General features: G+C 58.0%; 13 protein-coding genes and 1 pseudogene. 5 read left to right on the top strand and 9 right to left on the bottom strand.

All coding sequences use genetic code 11. The features are described 5' to 3' along the window. The first annotated feature begins 1,288 nt into the window (after positions 1-1,288). The 4 genes from NFI08_RS14535 (at position 1,289) to NFI08_RS14520 (ending at position 6,709) form a co-directional block, all read left to right on the top strand. Positions 1,289-2,584, top strand: coding sequence for a Rieske 2Fe-2S domain-containing protein (locus NFI08_RS14535; protein WP_124805309.1), 1,296 nt, complete (start codon positions 1,289-1,291; stop codon positions 2,582-2,584). A gap of 97 nt (positions 2,585-2,681) precedes the next feature. After that, positions 2,682-3,674: an ABC transporter substrate-binding protein gene (locus tag NFI08_RS14530; protein WP_124805308.1), complete on the top strand. Its 993-nt coding sequence runs from the start codon at positions 2,682-2,684 to the stop codon at positions 3,672-3,674. A 90-nt stretch (positions 3,675-3,764) separates the two neighbouring features. Continuing rightward, positions 3,765-4,760 (top strand): TAXI family TRAP transporter solute-binding subunit, encoded by a 996-nt coding sequence (locus NFI08_RS14525; protein ID WP_124805307.1) that lies wholly within the window; start codon positions 3,765-3,767, stop codon positions 4,758-4,760. A 35-nt stretch (positions 4,761-4,795) separates the two neighbouring features. Then, on the top strand, positions 4,796-6,709 hold the full coding sequence (locus NFI08_RS14520; protein WP_124805306.1) for a TRAP transporter permease: 1,914 nt from the start codon (positions 4,796-4,798) through the stop codon (positions 6,707-6,709). Between the two features lie 19 nt (positions 6,710-6,728). Here the strand turns inward: NFI08_RS14520 and NFI08_RS14515 are convergent, their stop codons facing one another. Beyond that, positions 6,729-7,715, bottom strand: coding sequence for an IS481 family transposase (locus NFI08_RS14515; protein ID WP_349590183.1), 987 nt, complete (start codon positions 7,713-7,715; stop codon positions 6,729-6,731). Between the two features lie 218 nt (positions 7,716-7,933). Here NFI08_RS14515 and nadC point away from each other — a divergent pair, with 218 nt between their 5' ends. Beyond that, positions 7,934-8,788 carry a carboxylating nicotinate-nucleotide diphosphorylase gene (gene nadC / locus NFI08_RS14510; protein ID WP_124805305.1) on the top strand — a complete coding sequence of 285 codons (855 nt, stop codon included), beginning with the start codon at positions 7,934-7,936 and terminating at the stop codon, positions 8,786-8,788. Positions 8,789-9,418: 630 nt separating this feature from the next. Here the strand turns inward: nadC and NFI08_RS14505 are convergent. From NFI08_RS14505 to NFI08_RS14470, 8 genes and pseudogenes are all read right to left on the bottom strand, one after another. After that, on the bottom strand, positions 9,419-10,132 hold the full coding sequence (locus NFI08_RS14505) for an SDR family NAD(P)-dependent oxidoreductase (RefSeq protein ID WP_124805304.1): 714 nt from the start codon (positions 10,130-10,132) through the stop codon (positions 9,419-9,421). A gap of 474 nt (positions 10,133-10,606) precedes the next feature. After that, positions 10,607-11,185: a superoxide dismutase gene (locus NFI08_RS14500; protein WP_124805303.1), complete on the bottom strand. Its 579-nt coding sequence runs from the start codon at positions 11,183-11,185 to the stop codon at positions 10,607-10,609. A gap of 261 nt (positions 11,186-11,446) precedes the next feature. Then, positions 11,447-11,687 (bottom strand): annotated as a pseudogene (locus NFI08_RS14495) (IS5/IS1182 family transposase); the annotation flags it as partial. Positions 11,688-11,926: 239 nt separating this feature from the next. Further along, positions 11,927-12,055, bottom strand: a complete 129-nt coding sequence (locus tag NFI08_RS14490; RefSeq protein ID WP_185696495.1) for a transposase — start codon at positions 12,053-12,055, stop codon at positions 11,927-11,929. A 384-nt stretch (positions 12,056-12,439) separates the two neighbouring features. After that, on the bottom strand, positions 12,440-12,898 hold the full coding sequence (soxR, locus tag NFI08_RS14485) for a redox-sensitive transcriptional activator SoxR (protein ID WP_124805300.1): 459 nt from the start codon (positions 12,896-12,898) through the stop codon (positions 12,440-12,442). A gap of 265 nt (positions 12,899-13,163) precedes the next feature. Continuing rightward, the gene (locus tag NFI08_RS14480; RefSeq protein WP_349590177.1) at positions 13,164-13,952 is read right to left on the bottom strand and encodes a class II aldolase/adducin family protein; all 789 of its coding nucleotides are present in this window, start codon (positions 13,950-13,952) and stop codon (positions 13,164-13,166) included. A gap of 13 nt (positions 13,953-13,965) precedes the next feature. Further along, positions 13,966-14,451 carry a MarR family winged helix-turn-helix transcriptional regulator gene (locus tag NFI08_RS14475; RefSeq protein ID WP_124805298.1) on the bottom strand — a complete coding sequence of 162 codons (486 nt, stop codon included), beginning with the start codon at positions 14,449-14,451 and terminating at the stop codon, positions 13,966-13,968. Positions 14,452-14,503: 52 nt separating this feature from the next. Then, complete coding sequence (locus NFI08_RS14470) at positions 14,504-15,691, bottom strand: Gfo/Idh/MocA family protein (RefSeq protein WP_124805297.1); 1,188 nt, start codon at positions 15,689-15,691, stop codon at positions 14,504-14,506. Between the last annotated feature and the right edge of the window lie 2 nt (positions 15,692-15,693).

The following is a 15,693-nucleotide window of genomic DNA, read 5'->3' as shown; positions in this document are numbered from 1 at the left end:
CTGATGCTGCTTAGGGTGTGAAGGTTTAAATGGATGTAGACATCGCTTTGCAGTCGCTAATTCGCAAAAGGTTGCAAGTGGTAAATAGCTTCTGGGGATGTTTGTAAGCATCTTCGAGTTAAGTCCACTCCCCATCACTGCTAACGTTTTTCGCCAGAGCTCTTTGACGACTATGCTCTACAAGAAAGGACCCAGTAATGCAAGGTGCAGCAATATCAACCGAGCTGACAGCTATCTGGACCCCTAAAGAGTTCAGGCTGTGACGCTGCGCCAGGATCCATGTGGCAGCTGGCCTGCAGTGTTCCACCCAGTTTGACGATAGTGGGCTAGCTAGCGCATGCCCCTTTCACGCTATCCCGCCTGCTCAAGTGCTTGAGTCGATACAGATACCATGCGGGTAAATATCTCCGACTGAAAGATGACACGAGTAGCTGCTTGAGGTCGTCAGCGGAGACGGAACTTACCACCTTTGGGAGTAGCGCGCTACTGACCAGGCCGCTCAAAGAAGTGGTGTATTCTGCGATTGATGCAGAAGGCGTCGGCGCCATCCTTGATTGATTCCGCTTCGCTGAAAAGTGGTGGCCCCGATCTTGCCAATAATCGTCTGCACCAACCAGGAGATCAGTTGGGCCCGACGGACTCGGGGGTTGATCATCCCAATTGCACTGTGGGGCGGTGCCGGTTGGGCTCCATCTCTGTGAACTTGTACACCTACCGTAGCATGCCATGTCTGACTGTCGCCAAGGTGGTTACGAAGTCGGCCGCAATCAGGCCAGAGCCTGCTGCAAGTACACGAAGCCTGCATAGCGGTACGGCATCAGTGGTATTGATGACATGTATGAGCGATCAGTACAGGTAGCTATCCCCTTCACGCGTTGCTTTATCCGTCCCTCTGTCGCGCTGGCAACAATGGTTAGGCAAGCCTGCGGTGCCTTTATATTGCTTTTTTAGAATTAATTTTCTCTTTTAAATTAGACGATAGTCTAATTTTTGGCCGACATGCGTGCCATGTTCTGCCCTCGGTAACCACTTATCCGACATGATGAAGGCCACTGGGTGTTCTTTCTATCTATCTGAATTAAAGGCATAAATTCTCATTGCCAGGCAGGTTCTTATGCGACATCGTCGCCCACTAGGGGCCGCGAGAGGAAATCCTTTGTGCGACTTTAGTAGGTTTGACTCCTTCACGGGAGGCGTTATCTTAGGTCTGTAAGTTAGGTATCTAAGTAAATGCGTCGCCACCCAATGGTGACCTGGGACCCTCCCAACAAGAAGGAGACCGTGAGCTATGTTGACCCCGGAAGATAATGAACTGCTGTGCCGTGTCGAAGGCGAGGCCCCGATGGGGGAGATCATGCGTCGTCACTGGCTTCCTGCCTGCCTCTCTGAAGAAATCTTGGAACCGGACGGGGATCCGGTGCGGGTGAGGCTGCTGGGCGAAGACCTGGTTGCCTTCCGCGATACCGACGGCCGAGTGGGTGTGCTGGACGAGATGTGTCCCCACCGCCGGGCGTCGCTGGTGTTGGGCCGTAATGAGGAATGTGGGCTGCGCTGCCTCTATCACGGCTGGAAGATGGACGTCGACGGTAACGTGCTCGAGATGTCATCCGAGCCGCCGGAGTCGAAGATGACCGAGAAGGTCAAGCACAAGGCCTATCCTACCCATGAGGCGGCGGGTTTTGTCTGGGTCTATATGGGCCCTCCCGACGAGCAGCCGGAGTTCACGGCCCCGGTGTTCCAGCCGACACCCGATACCAAGGTGTCCATCTCCAAGGTCATCATCGACTGCAATTGGGCCCAGATCCTCGAAGGGGCCATCGACTCGGCGCACTCGTCCAGCCTGCACTCCACCGACATGGTGCCAGCGCGGACCACTGGCGCCGAAGCCACGGATACGCTGTGGCTGCGTCCCTCCACGGACAAGGCGCCACGCCTACAGGTCCAGAAGACGCGCTTCGGCTTCCGCTACGCGGCGATTCGTCGGCCGATCAAGGATGCCAAGACGCACGACTACGTGCGTACCACGTTGTTCATCGCCCCTTATACCGTGCAGATTCCACCGAACAACCAATACGACATCGCCATTCTGCACGTGCCGATCGACGACACCCACACCGCCTTTCATTTCATCGCCTGGGGCGACCCCGCCACCACGCCGGATACGGAGTCCTGGCGCAAGTTCCTGGGTACGCAGATCGGTCTCGATGTCGATAAGAGCTTCCGTAAGTTCCGCACCCGCGAGAACAACTACTGGCAGGATCGGCGGATAATGCAGCTGGGCACGAGCTTTACCGGCATTAAGGGGATCCCCAACCAGGACATCGCCATGTGGGAAACCATGGGGCCGATCGCCGATCGCACCCATGACCGACTGGGCGCGAGCGACCTGGCGATCGTCGAGTTCCGTCGCCAGATGCTCCAGGCGGCCAAGACCATGCAACAGGGTGGGACAGCCATCGGTGCCGAAGAGCCACGCATTCCGCATTACAAGCTTAAATCCTTCCAGGGCGTTGTGACTAAGGAAACCGACTGGCGTGAGCTGGGCACGGCCCCGGAAGAGGCAGAGTATTACGTAGAAGAATGAGTTCATGACACCCGCTCAGCGGTACGGCCATAACTCGCGTGGGAGGCGTGCTCGCCTCCCAGCATGGCGACTCTCTGATCACAACACAGGAACCCTGATGAACAAGCTCGAACTTTCCATTGCGGTGGGTAATTATGACCGCATGCGCCCCCTGATCGACGGCGAGGTACAGATCGATGGCGTGAACCCGGTGTTCATGCTGCATGATCCGGAGGAAATCTTCTTTCGAGCCTTCCGGCATGCCGACTTCGACATCACCGAGCTGTCACTGAGCAGCTATACGGTGAAGACGGCGGCGGAGAATTGCCCCTATATCGGAGTGCCAGTGTTCCCCTCGCGCGCCTTCCGACATACCTCGATCTATGTGCGTACCGATCGCGGTATCGAAACGCCCGCCGATCTGCGCGGCAAGCGCATCGGCGTGCCCGAGTATCAATTGACCGCCAACGTGTGGGCACGGTTGTTTCTCGAAGAGGACCACGGCCTCAAGCCAAGTGATGTGACCTGGATGCGCGGCGGCTACGAGGAGCCTGGCCGGGTCGAGAAGATCAACCTTGATCTGCCCGATGGGGTGCGCGTGGAGAACATACCCGAAGGGGAAACCCTCTCCGGCATGCTGGCCGCAGGCGAACTGGATGCGGTGATGGGGCCACGCGCACCTTCCTGTTTCGAGCAGGGGCATCCTCACGTGGGTTATCTCTACGCTGACCCGCAGCAAGCGGCATCGGATTGGTACCGCCGCACCGGACTCTTTCCAATCATGCACCTGTTGGGTATCCGCAAGACACTCGTCGAACGACACCCCTGGTTGCCGTTCTCGGTCTACAAGGCCTTCGAGCAGTCAAAGGCACGTGCTTTAGCAAAACTCAGCGACACCTCGGCCACCAAAGTGACCCTGCCATTCGTCGAGGATCAGCTGCGGGCCGCGCGCCAGCTCATGGGGGATGACTTCTGGTCCTATGGTTTCGCCCCCAACCGCAAGACCCTGGAGCGCTTTCTCCGGCAACATCACACAGAGGGATTGTCTCGGCGGCTGCTGGAGCCCGAGGAACTCTTCCATCCCGCCACTCTGGAGAGCTTCAAGATCTGATCGACCTCGGCACGGGAAGACCGATGCCTGATAACGACAATAGAACGTCTGATAACAATCAATGACGACTTCAGACTACAAGGTGAAATAATGAAATTATCCATCAAGAAAACCCTGATGACTGCGGCCCTTGTCCTCCCCGGCCTGATGATGAACGTCGCCGCTGCTCAGAGCTATAACCTGACGGTCGCCGGCGCCTCGCCGGGTGGACTCTGGTCGCTGCTCGGTGCCGGCCTGGATAGCGCCATGAAGGCCGAGTTCCCCGGTTCGACCGTCACCTATCAAACCTCCGGTGGTGGACTCGCCAACGTGGCCGTCCTCCAACGCAATGACGCCAGTCTCGCCATCATCGAGGATGCTGTTCTGCAGCGGGCTCGAGAGGGTGAGGCACCATTCCGTGAACCGACCGACGATATCCGCGTGCTCGCCAACCTCTATACCTGGGCGCCAATGCAGCCGGTCATGCGAGAAGCGTTTGCCGAAGAGTACGACATCGATAGCTTCGCTGACATTGGCGAGGTCAAGCCACCTATCACCATTGCCATCAACAAGCGGGGGAATATCGCCTCCAGCGTGGCCGAGACCATGCTCGAAACCATTGGGGCGAGTCCCGAGGAGGTCAAGCGTTGGGGCGGCGACATCATCTACGCAGCCTCCGGCGAGCAGGCGAACCTGATCCAGGACCGTCGTGCCGACATGATCCTCAACAGCCTGTTCGTCGGTCATAGCTCGCTCATGCAGGCCGGGACAAGCGTCGATCTTACCCTGTTGCCGCTGCCCGAGGAGATCGTACAGGCGGTCACCGCGAGTACGGGCACCACGCCCTTCGTCATCCCTGGTGGCGCCTATGAGTGGGCCCCCAATGACGTCCCCACGGTCTCGATCAGCGCCACCCTGGCAGTGCGCAGCGATATGGACGAACAGCAGGCCTATGATCTGACCAAGGCCATCTACGAAAACTACGAGAAGATCGCCGGCGTGCATCCTGCCATGAAGACCCTGTCGCCCGAGATCATGGCCTCCGTGGAAGTCACCCCCTATCACGACGGCGCCGCACGCTACCTGAAAGAAGCGGGCCTTCGTTAATCGAGTGAGTCGGCATCAATGCCGAGGAGGTATCGATGAATCAGTTCCTTTCGATCCTGACGGGGACCGGCTCCAAGCGACAGTTGACAGGCATGCTGGGCATGGCAGTGCATGGATGCGCTGCCCTGGTGGCACTGGCGGTCATCTACACCACGACGATCGTGTACGTCGATCTCTACGTCATGATGGTGGTGTTCCTGTCTGCCATGCTGGCCCTGCTGTTCATAAACGTCAGCCCCGGCCCTCGGGGACGCGAGGACCGTCCAGGTCTGATCGACTGGTGCCTGGTGCTGGCCAGCATCGCCGTAGGTGTGTATTTCTTGCTGGAAAGTCAGCGAATCGCCGAACGCATCACGCTGCTGTTCCCGCTGGAAACGCCGGACCTGGTCGCGGCCAGCGTGCTGCTGGCGCTGACCATCGAGGCGACGCGGCGAACCGTGGGCTTCGGCCTGACCAGCGTGGTCCTGGTGTTCGTGGTCTACAACCTGTGGGGGCATGGCCTGCCGGGGGCGCTCGGATTTCGGGAAGTCAGCTATAACCACTTCCTGGATATCATGATGTTCACCTCGGATGGCTTGTTCGGCGTGCCGCTGCGTGTCGCCGCGACCTATGCCTTCCTGTTCGTGATGTTCGGGACCTTCCTGTCCAAGGCGGGCGGTGCCGAGTTCTTCTACAACTTGTCGTCGTCGCTCGCCGGGCGTCGCACCGGTGGACCGGCGAAGATCGCCGTGATCTCATCCGGCCTGTACGGCACCATGTCGGGTAGCCCGACTTCCGATGTGGTCACGACGGGGTCCGTCACCATCCCCATCATGCAGCGTCTGGGCTACAGCAAGCCGCTGTCCGGCAGCGTCGAGGTGGCGGCTTCCGCCGGGGGCAGCCTCTTGCCGCCGGTGATGGGCTCGGCAGCGTTCATCATGGCGGAATACACCGGCATCGAATACCGGGATATCGCCATCGCCGGCATCGTTCCTGCCCTGCTGTATTACCTATGCGTCTACGCCCAGGTGCACCTGCGCTCCCAGAAGCTGGGCCTGCGTGGCCTGTCCAAGGAGGAAACTCCCCCGCTGAAGAAGACCCTCAAGAACGGCGGCCTGTTCATTGTGCCCCTGGTGGCACTGTCAGGCGCACTGCTGATGGGTTATTCACCGACCTTCGTGGCGGCCATCGCTACAGCGGTGGTACTGATGGTGGCGATGGTGCATCCTTCGACCCGCATGGGTCCCCGAGCGATCTGGGATGCCTTGGCTGTAACAACGCTACGCATGGTATCGGTGGTAGCGGCCTGCGCCGCGGCCGGGTTGGTGATCGGCGGCATCTCCATGACCGGTCTGGGCGGCAAGTTCGCCGACCTGGTCTACTTGATGGCCGGGGACAGCGCCTTCCTGGCGCTGGTCATCTCCGCCGTATTGGCAATCATCCTAGGAATGGGCATGCCTACACCGTCGGCCTTCATCCTCGCCGCCGTACTCGTGGGGCCTACGCTGCTCTCGATGGACTTCAGCGTACTGCAGACCAATATGTTTATCCTCTACTTCGCCGTGCTCTCGGCAATGACCCCGCCGGTGGCGGTCGCGGCATTCGCGGCTTCGGCCATCGCCGATGCTAGCCCGCTGAAGATCGCCGTTGGCGCTGTCAGGCTGGCTATCACCGCCTTCATCGTGCCGTTCGCGTTCGTTTACGGCGAGGGCCTGCTGATGGTCGGCAGCTGGGAGGCGATCACCGTCTCCTGTGTCACGGCGGTAGTGGGGGTGCTGCTGTTGAGTATCGCCGTGGAGGGCTTCTGGCGTCAGCGCCTGGCTAGACTCCCGAGGCTTGGCTTCGGTCTGGCAGGGCTGCTCTTTATCACTCCCAGTTGGTGGGCCGTGGTCGCGGCCATGCTGGTGGGCACCCTGGCGATCATCGCCACCCCGCACCTGCGGCTGCATGGGCACAAGGAACCGGCATGACGGTGTCGCCAACCGGCCGCTAACTGTCAGGTCCCGGATGATTAATTACACGCTTGGTGAATAGCTCAGGACGCCTGTTCTGCCAGTCTTTCATCGCTGAAATGGGGGCTTGGTGCTTCAATGCCTTCTGCGGGATGTGATGATTGTACAGCCAGCAGTATCGTTTTAGCGTTTGCTCCAGGTCTTCTCCGGAGACATAGCGACGCGTCGCCAAGACGTCACTGATACGGCCATTGAAGCGTTCGACCATTCCGTTGGTTTGAGGGTGGCCCGGTCGAATCAGGCGGTGCTCCACGTGGTGCTCTGCACATGCCTGGTCAAACGGATGCTGTCCGGTGGGCTTGCGCTCTCCACCAGAGGTGAAGCGATCCGTGAAGCTCTTGCCATTGTCCGTCAGCACCTTTTGGACCTTGAACGGGGCCTTCTCAACGACCCGATGGAAAAACGCTTCAGCATCGCTTGCCGCCTGGCTGGAGCGCAGCTCCAGATAGACCCAGCGCGTAGCTCGGTCGATGGCAACGTACAGATAGCGGCGCTGCGTCTCATCAGGCATCTGCGGCAGATATTTGATATCGATATGGAGGTAGCCCGGTTCGTAGTCTCGAAAGGGCTTGGGCGTTTCCTTCTTGCCCTCCTGATCCCTCTTAGCCAATTGGGCCAAGGTGGGCACCTGGCGGCGTTTCAACATCCGGTGGAGCGCCGCTCTGGATAGCGTGGGATGCAAGAACTCCCGGGCGACGACGAGCAGGTCGTCGAGCCCGAGACGAAGGAATTCGCGTGCCGCAATCAGCACCTCTTCCTGCTCGTGGTTGAGCGTTGCCTTGAGGTTGTGACGGGTGTGGGGGCGATCATAGACGTCATCGCGGTGCCGCCACCGACGTATCGTCATGTCACTGACACCAAAACGCTCCGCCAGCGCCGTATCGGTAATGTGAGCAGGAGCCGCCTGGATCTCAGCGCGAATCTTCGGGGTTGTAGTGGCTTGCTTATGAAGCTTGATCTCCATGGCAATGCTCCTGGATGAACTGACGGAGAAGCCCTCGGGCGGCTATCAAAGGATAGCTCCTTTTGGTCAATTGAACATCCGAGACACCACAGCTAACCCACAAACCGCGTCACCCCTGCCGAAGAGCAGGGCAGGTTGGCCCCGGTATCGCGTCTTGCGGTGCCGGGGTCGCTGCCGCTGGTGACGCCACTCGAACCATGAAGACCAAAGGCACGAACATGTATCGAATCGACAGCCAAGCACTCAGCGAGGCGATTACCCGTAATGTCACAATGGCACTGGAGGAAGATGTCGGCAACGGCGATATCACTGCGCAACTGGTCGCACCGAACTGTCAGGGAGAAGCCCGCATCACGGCCAAGGAAGGCGCTACCCTGTGCGGCGTCGCCTGGGTCGATGAGGTCTTCCGTCAGCTTGATCCGGCCGTACGGATCAAGTGGCACGTGGCCGATGGTGACCGAGTCGAGCCCGGCCAGATGCTCTGCCGTCTGACGGGCAACGCCCGCTCGCTGCTCAGCGGAGAACGCAGCGCGCTCAACTTCCTCCAGTTGCTCTCGGGCACCGCTACTCGCAGCCGGCACTATGCCGACCTGGTCGAAGGCACCGCGGTGAGGTTGCTGGACACGCGCAAGACCCTACCGGGGCTGCGCCTGGCACAGAAGTATGCGGTCGCCTGTGGAGGCTGCCACAGCCACCGGATGGGACTGTATGACGCCTACCTGATCAAGGAGAACCACATCGCCGCCTGCGGCGGCATCGCCCCGGCGATCGAGGCGGCGCGACGCCTAGCTCCCGGCAAGCCCATCGAAGTGGAAGTGGAAACCCTCGACGAACTCCGGCAGACGCTCGAGGGGCTCCCCGACATGATCATGCTGGATAATTTCAGCCTCGAGGACATGCGTGAGGCCGTGTCGCGGACCGCTGGTCGGTCCAAGCTCGAGGCCTCGGGAGGCGTCACGGAAGCCACCCTGAGCGATATCGCTGCCGCCGGGGTCGATTTCATTTCATTGGGGACCCTGACCAAGGACGTGGCGGCGATCGATCTCTCGATGCGCCTTTCGCTGAGGCAATAGTGCCAGGCCGACCCTGGGAGACGGTTGAAGCATGGGGGAGGTAAGAGGGCGGCCGGCGTCAGCGTCGGCGCGATCAGCTCGAGGAGCGTGAAATCGAGTAGGAAGGAGGGCTTTCCCTCGTCCTCTTACACGCCGTCTGTTCCATTCGATATATAGCAGTTCATAACCAACGAGTAAGCTATCTTGCCGTTTACAATGCCGCGATCAGGCCTCGTTAATTGAATCATTTCCTCGGCGGGGATTGATTCATGGGCGAGGTCCCAGCATTCCACCACGCTCCTCGCCTACTTCTCACTGATTCCCACGCCCGAAATGCATCCAGGCTTAGCCCCAAGGGTTTCCGGCTCTGGGTCGCTGGCCATAGTGCGGCCGCTCGGTTGGACGTTGACGGTCCTCTTGCAGTAGGGGGCCAGGGAGATATCGTTTCATCCATGATGAGTGGTCTTCTTGAATCGTGACCTAGCCGGGAAAAATACATTCTAAAAGCGAAAGCCACTCGCCAGTCATTTGTTATGGTCTGCTGTAAAAGAGAGAAGCACAGTTATTCCTAGGCTGGTGATAGTGGGTATTTGAAGTCACTGTCTTTTTCTATTGTCCACAAGTTTAGGAGCAGTCCGGTTGCTCAATAAACTACCATGGGATATTTCCCTCGTTATTAGCGAAGAACCCTGTTGGACCTTGCTCATCAATTAAAGCAAGTTTTATTGCATATCTTGCACTTTTATCAGCATTCCTTTCCTGGTGAGAAGTGGTTGAAGTGGCGGTAAATTCAGGGCAATAAGAATTAACTTTTATGCCGTGATTTGACAAAGATTTCGACTGGCTCAAAGTAAGGGAATTTAAGGCTGCTTTCGAAGCTTGATAAAATGGAAAGTTGAGGTTGTAGAACTCCCACGAGGGATCGCTTCTTAAAGTGAAAGAGGCCAATATAGATGAAATGTTTACAATTCTCGCGCAGCTAGACTTGATAAGCAAGGGAGTCATTTTCTCTACTAGAAGCGCTGCGCCCAAAACGTTTACATCAAAAGTGTATTGATATTTTTCCCATATGCCCATCTCGCTATCGTTGTCCATGGAAAACTCGGCATTGTTTATAAGAGCATCCAATCGCCCAAATTTTTTTTCAATAAGCTCTCTAAGTTCTATAACACTCCTCTCATTCTTGACATCCAGCTGAACCGGCTCTATCAATTCACTTTTACAATCATAAAATGCTTCTTTTCCATTTCCTAAATCACAACAACCAGCCAAAACATGAACTCCTTCTTTGGCTAGCCCTTTTGTTATAGACAACCCTAAACCACGGTTTGCTCCGCTTACCAAGGCTATTCTATGCATTTCCATAATTTCCTCCATTGCTAATATTAACTCAAGGATCGGTTCTTTTCAGTATGGCTCACAAAAGGATGAGTTGTTGTATACAGTAATACCTCAACCTAGCTTGAGGTCAAGGCTTGGAAATGAATCGCTTCAAGGTGTGAATATGCTTTATTCATCGGGGTTTGTAACCGACGGAAAGGTTTTGATGTTTAGTCCCGGTGTCCGTCAAGGTAGCTGGTGCCCTTAATATGAATATGGTGATTCTTATTCGAATTAGCTATAAGAACCTGCTCTACTGCCGCACCGTCCTTGCAGCCTGACGGTGGGCAAGCCGCTGAATGGTCATGCATCGACAGATTTTCGCCAGGGCGTTCAGTGTGAGCGGCTCTTGATTAAGCAAGGCACCACACGCCATGCTTGGCACATCCAACAAGACGAGGCCCCGCCGGAGAGGCCTCGTTGTTCCGATTATCGGGGCAGTGGTGCGCTGTCGGGTAATCAGCCGAAGTTCTGGGCCACGAAATCCCAGTTGAGGATGTTCCAGACGTTTTCAAGGTACGTGGGACGGGCGTTGCGATAGTCGATGTAGTAGGCGTGCTCCCAAACATCGATGGTCAACAGCGGTATCTGGCCGTGGGCGATGGGGGTGTCGGCATTACTGGTGTTGACGATGTCAACGCCGCCGTCATCGGTTTTGATCAACCAGGTCCATCCGGAACCGAAGTTACCGGCGGCCTGAGCATTGAAGGTCTCCTTGAACTTGTCGAAGGAGCCAAACTTGGCGTTGATGGCTGCGGCCAGGGCACCTTTCGGCTCGCCGCCACCGTTGGGCGACAGGCAGTGCCAGTAGAAGGTGTGGTTCCAGACCTGAGCCGCTTGGTTGAACAGGCCCCCGGAGGAGGACTTGACAATTTCTTCCAGCGACTTGTTGGCGTCGTCGGTCCCGTCGGTCAGCTCGTTGAGCTTGTTGATATACGCCTGGTGGTGCTTGCCGTAGTGATACTCCAAGGTTTCGGTGGAGATGTGCGGCTCCAGCGCGTTTTTCTCGTACGGCAGAGCGGGAAGCTCGAATGCCATAGTTAACTCCTTTCGCTAATATAAACTTAAAGATCGGTTTTTACTGTATAGCTCCCAAAAGCATGAGCTGTCGAATACTGTAAAACCTCAACCTAGCTTGAGGTCAAGGCTTGGAAATGAGCACGCCTCAAGATGGGAAAATGCCGTATTCATCAGGGCCTGGTCAGGGCAAGAGGTTCGAATGCCATGGTTTACTTATTCTCTCCGATGGGTGCAGCATCAGGGGCCGGTCGGACCTGTCCTTCCAACCTCTTCGGTCCAACTAGCCTGACAGTGGGGGAGTGTGAAGGTCAGTGGCAAGCCATGGCGATCGCAGACAAGATGGATTTTGGTGGTCAAGTCGTCCTGGCTACGGCCCAGCGCATAATCTACTGGTTCGTTCGTGCCCCTTTTCGCCACCGCCGGAGGCGGCGCTGGTGGCGCGAACGGCCGTTGAGTCAATCATCCAGGTGTTTAGGTCTATCAGGCCATCCTTACGTAACTTGAGATGGAGGCGCATCAGCGGCGCCAATGCCCACTCGTACCAGCGTTCGCCCTTGCTGCCGGTACCGGCCGACAGGAGGTGCCAGTCCTGCTCCGGTAGAGCGCACGCGATGTCATCGACTCGGGTCGTGCGGAAACTTTTCCACCATGGGGGGCCTTGCACGCCACCTCCAGAACAAAGGGTTGCTTCCACTGCTCGAGCAAGAAACTTAGGTTCCGGTTGCTGCCATACCCACTGCCAGCGGTTACCCAGGCGGCCTAAACGCCATGACCCAAGGCGCGCTCCAGCATGCGGCGGGCCAGTTCCAGTTTGCTGGCAAACGTAACCTCATCGGGAATGCCGGCACGCTGACAGCGCTCACGGCCTTCGATCCAGGATTGGGGCACGTACAGGCGCGATTCAGCTGATATTGGACCCCATCAGGGGAGACATCGCTCAACCATTCCGCCAGTTGCTAGCTATTCTTGCGCTTACAGGAGCCGCGCAACCCGTTGATGTACCCCATGGCACATGCTCGGGTTTTCGAACGGGGAAACAGCGGTTCAAGTCGCTCGACGAGGTCATCGACGTAATCGACGATGACGGTGTCTGGCGTCTGCATCGCGCATCCCCCAAAAAGCGCTAGGGAAAAGTGAGGTACAGTACAGTCATTCCTGGATTCACAGGTACGGCTGTAGTACTAATAGGGAGATCAAATATCCTTTCTGGGGCGATGAGGCGACTCCGGCGGGGTGTAGTGTTTACTTGATTATCGGTTGTGAGTGGATTTGTTAAGCTTCCCTTTCAAGTATCCTGGCTCCAGGGCCTTCAGTGCTGAGGTTATCGCCCGGATTTCTTAGCGGGCACTCTTTTAGAGACAAGCAGCCACAGCCAATGCAGCTATCTAGCTCATCGCGCAAGCGCTGCAGGTTCTTGATTCTTTCATCAAGGTCATTCCGCCATTGAGCGGCAATCGCTCTCCAATCTTTTGCAGTCAGCCTTTTTCCAGGCTTATAGGGACCAAGTGCTTCGTATACCTCCACGAGAGATATGCCAGTACGCTGTGCAACTTTTATGACGGCTAGGTAGCGTAAAACATCAGAGGAGTAACGCCGATGATTGCTAGCAGAACGGCTGCAGTTAATCAGGCCCTTAGACTCATAATAATGAATTGTGGATACCGGCAAACCACTGCGTCGAGAAATTTCTCCAATGCTCAAGTTTGGGATGTGAGTGCTTTTTTTATTCATAGAGCCTGACTCCAGAAAAAACATGCACTGCCATGTAAGCACCTGTTTCTTTTGGTTTGTTGTGCAGAAATAAAATGGGAGATCTTCAGCTTCTTTTAGATTCTAACTAGTTTGGCAGTGAGAGCCTTACTATTTAACTAACGGATCCCGATACCAAGTCCGTAAGGGGCTCCCACCACACAGTAACTCCGAGACACCACCCTCGGCAATAGCGTTAGTCTGGCGCACAAGGAAACGACCGGTGTCACGGGCACCGGTCGCCATCTCAGCTTGTGCTTGTGGCGCGCGCCTGACGCGCACGCTGTTTCCATAACTGCCAGGGCCTCTCCACCTGGCCCTCGGTGGTCTCCATCGCTGACCTGGCCTCGCCGGCGGTGAGGTATTCGACGGGGCCGAGGCGCAGGGCATCGGCCTGCAGGCGCGCATTCACTTCGACATAGATGGCCCGATAGACTGCTTGCTTGAGCGTGGCCGCCGTCACGGTGGCGCCGTGACCGCGCATGAGCACGACGTTGTTCTCCCCTAGGGAGTCGGCCAGGGAGGCACCGAGGGCGCGATCACGGATCAGCAGGTCTGTGGCCGTACCGGCCACATCGCGGATCTCGAAGATTGGTGCGCCGTCTCCCAGGAAGCCGCTCATGTGGCACATCGGGCGCAAGGGGGTCGACTTGACGGCACTGAAGGGCACCACCGAAGGGGAATGGCTGTGTACCACTGCCATTACATCGGGACGGAGTCGATAGATCTCGCCATGAATGAAGCGCTCGAGGTACACCTTCCGCCCCTCGGCATCGACGGGCGTACCATCGAGCTCGAAGGTCAGGATGTCGTCGCGGGTAACCAGGCCCGGCGCCATGTTGCGGGCCAGAAGAAAGCGTTCGGGATCGTCCGGGTGGCGGATGCTGACATGGCCGAAGGCATCGAGCACACCCTCGTCGAAAAGGATGTGGTTGGCATCCACCAAGTCGTCAAGGAGTGCCTGCTTGTCTTGAACCGCCGGTGTTGAATCGTGGTAAGTCATCGCCTGTCCTGTCTTGGGATCGTTGTCAGGCAACCAGCCCGTCCGGTCATTCGTTGGCGTCGGCCAGGTTGCGGATGATCGTGAGCAAGGTGCGCCGAGTCGCCCGTAGGTCGTCGTCATCGACGCCTTGTACGGCGATGTCGTTGACCTCTTCGGCCCGGGGCACCAAGGTCTCCTTCAGGTCGCGCCCCTTCTGCGTCAAGTAGATGTGGATGTTCTTGCGGTTGCCGTTCAAATGCCGCCGTTCGATCAGGCCGTTGGCCTCCATGGCTTTCAGGGCGGTGAAGGTAGTCGGCTCCATCAGCCCGGCCTGTTCGCTGAGTTCCCGCTGCGTCAGTCCTTCGCTGACCCACAGGATGCGCAGGAACGACCAATGGCCGAAGCTGACCGAGTGCTCGGCCAGTCGTAACTGGAGGCTCTTGGTCAGGACGCGCCCGGCGTCCCGCACCAGGTGGGCCAGGCGGTCGTCCGGCACATCTTCCCGCCAGTGACGCAGGATCGAGTGAGTTTCCGGAGTGTTGCTGCGTGTCATGGTGATATCCTTTCATTCGCCCTGAACGAAGATCCAATTATAACCGACCGATCTAGGGCAGACTTACCTGATGGGACAGCGCAACATCCTTCTCCGTGGTGGCGGAGTCGAGCATGGCCAGACACACTTCCATGGTGGCCATGCCCCAGGCACCGGAGTGAATAGGTGGGCGGTCGTGACGGACGGCAACGATCAGTTCGTCGAGGACCTCTCGTCGCGGTATCGTCGGCGCGGGGAGGGGCTCAAGGTAATGTCGATCGTTGGCATAGACCTCCACGCCCTGAGGCGTGGGACGCAGGTCGGCACCGTCACAGGACACCACCACGAAGCCGAAGTGATTATGGGAGATGCCTGCCAGGCTGCTGGTGGACAACGACAGGCCGGCACCGTAGGTGCGGGCGTTTTTGAGCCGAGCTTCCTCTTCGGCACCGCGAAGCCCTGCCAGGGCGGCGCGGGCCTGGCCGTAGCGTCGCGGATCGCGGGGCTGTCCCAGCTCTCCCGTCCAACCACAGAGTTCGTCGCTATCGAAATGGGCGTATCCGCTATAGGTCATGTTGGCGAAGACGCCATCGTCGAAGGTCAGCAAGGCACTATAGGCCCCTTCGGTGGGGCGGGCCGCGTCCCAACGACCGGTGGCGGCGCGCACGCTCGCGACGCGACCACCGCCGAGTAGGCGCACGATATCGACCTGGTGGGCGGCCTGGCTGAACACCACGCCGCCGCCTTGCGCCGTGTCCAGCTCCTCGGGGCGACGCGGGCGATAGAGGAAGTCGGTGAAGTTCAGGGCACTGATCATGCGCACCCCGCCGAACGCCTGGCTGTCGATCAGTTTCCGGGTGTGCAGATAGGGCACATCGAAGCTATGGCTGTGGCCGACGATCAGCCAGCGTCCGGCATGGGACATGGCATCGATCATCGCCTGGCAGTCCGCGAGGGAAAGTGCCATGGGCTTTTCGACCAGCACATGTTTGCCGTGTCGTGCGGCCAGTTCAACGTGCTCACGGTGATACTGGTGGGGTGTGGCGATATACACCGCCTCCACCTCGGGATCGGCACATAGCTCGGCCACCTCGGCATAGGCATTAGCGGAGAAATCGGCGGTGAATTGCTGACGCGCTTCTTCGCGCGGGTCGGCTGCCGCCACTAAACGTATGCCGGGATGGGCCGCGAGGGTGGGCAGCAACAGCATGAAGCCGCGGCCCAGCCCCGCGATGCCGAGTCTCAAGGGGGATTCTGACATGG

Source organism: Halomonas sp. EF61 (assembly GCF_040147045.1).
Classification (GTDB): Bacteria; Pseudomonadota; Gammaproteobacteria; order Pseudomonadales; family Halomonadaceae; genus Halomonas; species Halomonas litopenaei.
The sequence above is the reverse complement of the archived record's forward strand: the minus strand, read 5'-3'. Positions and strand labels throughout refer to the sequence as shown.

Coding starts and splice junctions, on each gene's coding strand:
- NFI08_RS14535 (WP_124805309.1), top strand. CDS start 1,289: ATGTTGACCCCGGAAGATAATGAACTGCTGTGCCGTGTCGAAGGCGAG.
- NFI08_RS14530 (WP_124805308.1), top strand. CDS start 2,682: ATGAACAAGCTCGAACTTTCCATTGCGGTGGGTAATTATGACCGCATG.
- NFI08_RS14525 (WP_124805307.1), top strand. CDS start 3,765: ATGAAATTATCCATCAAGAAAACCCTGATGACTGCGGCCCTTGTCCTC.
- NFI08_RS14520 (WP_124805306.1), top strand. CDS start 4,796: ATGAATCAGTTCCTTTCGATCCTGACGGGGACCGGCTCCAAGCGACAG.
- NFI08_RS14515 (WP_349590183.1), bottom strand. CDS start 7,715: ATGGAGATCAAGCTTCATAAGCAAGCCACTACAACCCCGAAGATTCGC.
- nadC (WP_124805305.1), top strand. CDS start 7,934: ATGTATCGAATCGACAGCCAAGCACTCAGCGAGGCGATTACCCGTAAT.
- NFI08_RS14505 (WP_124805304.1), bottom strand. CDS start 10,132: ATGGAAATGCATAGAATAGCCTTGGTAAGCGGAGCAAACCGTGGTTTA.
- NFI08_RS14500 (WP_124805303.1), bottom strand. CDS start 11,185: ATGGCATTCGAGCTTCCCGCTCTGCCGTACGAGAAAAACGCGCTGGAG.
- soxR (WP_124805300.1), bottom strand. CDS start 12,898: ATGAATAAAAAAAGCACTCACATCCCAAACTTGAGCATTGGAGAAATT.
- NFI08_RS14475 (WP_124805298.1), bottom strand. CDS start 14,451: ATGACACGCAGCAACACTCCGGAAACTCACTCGATCCTGCGTCACTGG.
- NFI08_RS14470 (WP_124805297.1), bottom strand. CDS start 15,691: ATGTCAGAATCCCCCTTGAGACTCGGCATCGCGGGGCTGGGCCGCGGC.